General features: G+C 35.4%; 5 protein-coding genes. All 5 read right to left on the bottom strand.

From position 1 onward, the window contains the following. Positions 1-18 precede the first annotated feature (18 nt). The 5 genes from KO502_RS15135 to KO502_RS15115 all read right to left on the bottom strand — a co-directional run bounded on the left by KO502_RS15135 (position 19) and on the right by KO502_RS15115 (position 4,183). Positions 19-375 carry a hypothetical protein gene (locus tag KO502_RS15135; protein ID WP_216023410.1) on the bottom strand — a complete coding sequence of 119 codons (357 nt, stop codon included), beginning with the start codon at positions 373-375 and terminating at the stop codon, positions 19-21. Beyond that, positions 375-1,397: a hypothetical protein gene (locus KO502_RS15130; RefSeq protein ID WP_216023409.1), complete on the bottom strand. Its 1,023-nt coding sequence runs from the start codon at positions 1,395-1,397 to the stop codon at positions 375-377. The genes KO502_RS15135 and KO502_RS15130 overlap by 1 nt, the downstream gene beginning before the upstream one ends. Positions 1,398-1,625: 228 nt before the next feature. Beyond that, positions 1,626-2,633: a DUF4238 domain-containing protein gene (locus tag KO502_RS15125; RefSeq protein WP_216023408.1), complete on the bottom strand. Its 1,008-nt coding sequence runs from the start codon at positions 2,631-2,633 to the stop codon at positions 1,626-1,628. Positions 2,634-2,705: 72 nt separating this feature from the next. After that, positions 2,706-3,545, bottom strand: coding sequence for an HNH endonuclease (locus KO502_RS15120; protein WP_216023407.1), 840 nt, complete (start codon positions 3,543-3,545; stop codon positions 2,706-2,708). A gap of 107 nt (positions 3,546-3,652) precedes the next feature. Then, on the bottom strand, positions 3,653-4,183 hold the full coding sequence (locus KO502_RS15115; protein WP_216023406.1) for a hypothetical protein: 531 nt from the start codon (positions 4,181-4,183) through the stop codon (positions 3,653-3,655). Between the last annotated feature and the right edge of the window lie 56 nt (positions 4,184-4,239).

Here is a 4,239-nt window from a genome sequence, read left to right as displayed (position 1 = left end):
AATTTAATCAGATTGGTATTAGACCATAACAGTAGATGCTACCATTAATGATCCACTAGATATGAACCAAAAAAAAGCAAAAACAAACCACTTTCGAATGTGATTAGGTACATTCTTTCTCTTTTCAAGCATTCCGTAACGCTTTGCATGAAAAGACCAAAGGAATACTGTAGCATACTGTAGAATTCCAGTGGCGGAAAGCAAGATGTTAAGACTATAAAATCTAACACCATCATCAAGAGTTTCTTCCAATAAAGTTAACCACTTACTCTTTAAGTAAATAACCATACCAATCCAAATAAAAATACCTAAACACCCACCGAAAAACAAATATGCTGAAACGACTGGAATAAAAGATGGATCAATCAATTGCATTATCTGATACCATTAGCTTTATACAAAACTTCCCCTTTAGACTCCCCATATTCCCCTCCATATTTTCCCCCAGCATAACCACCACCAACACCTGCTACAACAGCACACCAAAAAAAGCTAGTACCACCTGTTGGTAAACCAAAGACAATTGAGCAAGTTGCCCAAGTAGCGACTGCACCTCCCAAAACCCCGCCACCAATACTACCAACAGCCTTACCCGTTTGTGTATATTGGGATTTACTACATTGAGCGTCATCACCAACTGTGCAAGCTTTTTGAACGTTAGATACGGCATCAACACCTGTAAGAACGATCCCCAAATAGCCTACACGTTTTAAATTACGTGCCATTTCAGCTACCGCTGCATAGTTTTTATGAAAGTTAGGGATAGTAGTGGCGTTGGTAGGCTGTTTGTTCCATTGATGAATGATACTTTTACTGCTTAATCCTAAATTACTTCGAATATCTCCAGCCACAAGTTTTCCGCCTAAACTTGGTTGCCCAAAACGGCTTAATGCTGCATCCAATCTAGCAAATTGTATTTTACGTTGAGTGAAAAAATTCTTATTGTGTAAGTTACCGCTTGATTTATAGCTAGTAACATAGGTACGTTCTATATCTTTCAAAATAGATTTTACTTGGGCTGTATGAGCATTCCACGCGGTATTACTTACGCCTATAAGTAAGCCGTTATAACTAGCAACATTTGAGAAAAATTCATATCTATTTACTAACAATTGCTTTTCAGAGTTACTCAATTTTAATAATGTTAAATCAACTGCTTTAGCGACATTTAAAAATTCAGCTTCCTCAATTGTGCATTCTTGAGCATCTGCTGGAGATAGCAATACAACCTGTCCAACTTGAACAATTCCATTCTTAATATGGGAATTAACCATTTTAAAGTGTTTGTAAGTATTCTCGGAGGGGGAGTTGTACATAATCATGATCAGTTGATCTACAAGCATCTGTTTTTCAACTATATGTATTGCTTTATTTTGTGTACTAGGTAGCGCATCCATGTTTTAACCCTTAAATTTCCATTATAATTTTGTTGAATCCACAACAAATCTGTTGGGATTGTACTCAATAAGTAGCTTTTAATAAAGTAACCTTTTCTAACTATCGACAAACTCAGATAGTAGTTTTATCGAAAGCAACTAACGCCGTTTAAGCGGCAAATTACAGTTGGCTAAAATAAGTGAGGTACGAGCAAAACCAACTGTTTTTTGTCCTGCTTTAATGACTTGTTATATTTCTAGATCAGGATACTGTTCTAGTAACTTTTCATCAGTAACACCAAAAACAGAAAAGGGGTTAATTCCCATAGAAAACTCAACACCATAAAATGGCTTTAATTCGTATTCTCTATAAGACGGATAATCCATATTATCAGTAACGCTCATTAGCTCAATTATCTTATTCATTTCATTTAATTCAGCCATATCATTATTCGCCATTGATAACATGAATGGAATTTGAGGAAACACTCCTAATAATTGAAGGTTCATGTGACTAGTTGAACGATTGTTATTACTTTTAGCCACAATTAATGAATTTGAAGCGGATCTAACAATATCAAAATTTATTTTGAATGTATCGCCTTTAGAGAGTTTATGAACTTCTTGCTTTGGGTTTGGTATATTCATTCCTTTCGGTAAATAAATTTTATCCAAAGCTGAGCAAGCTACAAAACATTTTTTAGGGCTTAGTGGATAATAGATAGTTGTTGTTGGGTTGTTGATGAAACCAGTCATATATACTGGATTATCTGTACGCATAAAGTAATCATCTTCTGCCGCTTCCAAGATCAACCAATTTCTGTTGGCTATGTATTTATTTTCATCGCACCACTGGCAGCCGATTATATTTTCTTTATATGACGTATCACCGCCATTAATCTCTTCTAGCTTATCTCTATATTTGAAAAAGCTAGGAGTTCTGACAGCCTGAGTTATTATGTATTGTGACCACTTCATTCTTTCATCAGGCGTTAAAACAATATCACTTAATAGTTTTTCATAAAGCAAACTTGCATGGTTCTCTAACTCAGTATCTAGTTTATCTTCAAGCTCTTGGGAATATAAATTAAATTCAAACCCCCAAGCAGTTTTTCCCTTATCCTTTTTCCCATCTACAACGCAATTTCTATTTTGGCAAAAGTAATAGTACTTGTAGTGCCAATTTTCATTTCCACTTGTCCAATGCTTATTCGCAAAAACAGGACTGAAATGATTTTTATTGGTTGATTTACTCATAGGCTCGATAGAAATATAACGTCGCATTAAGCGGACTAAAATAGTGGGTTAAAATGTGTAGCGAACCGAAACCTAACTCACTGTTTTAGTTCTGTTTAAATGCCTTATTATGGTACTTATAATCTCGTCATCGAAGTAATTTAATTTTATTTTCCCACCACTTAAAGATACAATAAACCCATTTTTTATTTGAACTTTTTTAGCATCCATATACGCATGCAAATAACCAATATACACACCCAACACAGATACTGACACAAGTAATCGGTCACTTTCGTAAGAAGGAATAAATGCAATTGTTGTTTCATCCGGAAAGTGATCATGTATAATAGGTATAAAATGTATTAAAAATGTGTTGTTATTCAAGACGAGTGTTTCGAACTTCACTGAAAAAATATCATCAGAGCTCCAATCATTGAGGTTGTCATGTAGCAACATATATCTCAACTGGTCGCACGAAACAGCATCTTCGAAGTCGTCAGACCAAAAATAATATCCCGCTGACAAAGTAACTTTAGCAATAAACTTAATATCCAATGTAGCGTCCTTTTTGGCCGATAACGTTACGCTTTCAGGATATACATCAGCCTTTAACCTTGGATCAAATATATGGAGTTGATTGTTCGGAAAAGATAATGATACAGAGTTATTCTTACCTTCAATTGTGGCTTTGGTTATTTTAGGCACTACTGGTTTACCACTATGACCTTTTGTCTTTAACCTGCCTCTAGCAAGTTGAATTATAAAATCATTACTCAGTTTTCCATCAATCTGAGACCCTATAATCTTATTGGTTTCAGCATCCACTGGAATTTCGAAACCATTAACTCCTCCAAGCGACAACGGAATTATATGTTCACTAGAACAATTATCTTCATGTACTTCTTTGCCGAGATAAGGACAAAAGTGCATATTTACTCCGAGTACCATAACGCCTTACTAAGAGGCAAATAACAGTTGGTTAAAATAAGCGACGAAGGAGCAAAAACCAACTGTTATTTGTCCTTTTGAGTGACTTGTTAGCTGTATAGGCTTGGGTGATACTTAGGACATACATAATGCTTAGTATCTTTAGGAGGATCTACTATAAACTTTCTAAGACTTCTTAAATGTTTCTCTAATTCTTCAGCTACTTCGACGTGTTTATTTGTAACGACATAACTTTTAGGACTCGCGGATATATTAACTAAACCATTACCACACCAAATAAATACATTTAATCCAAAAATACAACAATGCCCAGGTTGCTGAATCCATTCTGTATCCCTTATTAAGCTTGGGAAAGAAGAATATTCTTCGCTAGAGTACGTTTTTCCTGCTATCGGTTGTTCTGGCTTGTTGGAATATATATTTAGTTTTAAACCTAGCTTGTTCGCCAATACAATAAGTTCTTCCGGGTTTTCGTATCTCAAAGCTACGTCTAGGGAGTCCCCGTCATTTGCATGTCCACCATAAGCTCTAAAATAACGAAACATATCTAAACGAGATGCCCATTCTTTTAATTCAGCTTCAGAATGTTGCTCAAATAAATATTGAGTCCAGCGAGCCATAGATGCCTCCGTGATATACAGCTAACAGCTTATTATGGAGACTTCTCAGTAATATC

The sequence above is a fragment of the Colwellia sp. E2M01 genome, from assembly GCF_018860585.1.
Lineage (GTDB): Bacteria > Pseudomonadota > Gammaproteobacteria > Enterobacterales > Alteromonadaceae > Colwellia.
The sequence above is the reverse complement of the archived record's forward strand: the minus strand, read 5'-3'. Positions and strand labels throughout refer to the sequence as shown.

Excerpts from the sequence above, each read along its gene's own strand:
- KO502_RS15135 (WP_216023410.1), bottom strand. The coding sequence starts at position 375 with ATGCAATTGATTGATCCATCTTTTATTCCAGTCGTTTCAGCATATTTG.
- KO502_RS15130 (WP_216023409.1), bottom strand. The coding sequence starts at position 1,397 with ATGGATGCGCTACCTAGTACACAAAATAAAGCAATACATATAGTTGAA.
- KO502_RS15125 (WP_216023408.1), bottom strand. The coding sequence starts at position 2,633 with ATGAGTAAATCAACCAATAAAAATCATTTCAGTCCTGTTTTTGCGAAT.
- KO502_RS15120 (WP_216023407.1), bottom strand. The coding sequence starts at position 3,545 with ATGCACTTTTGTCCTTATCTCGGCAAAGAAGTACATGAAGATAATTGT.
- KO502_RS15115 (WP_216023406.1), bottom strand. The coding sequence starts at position 4,183 with ATGGCTCGCTGGACTCAATATTTATTTGAGCAACATTCTGAAGCTGAA.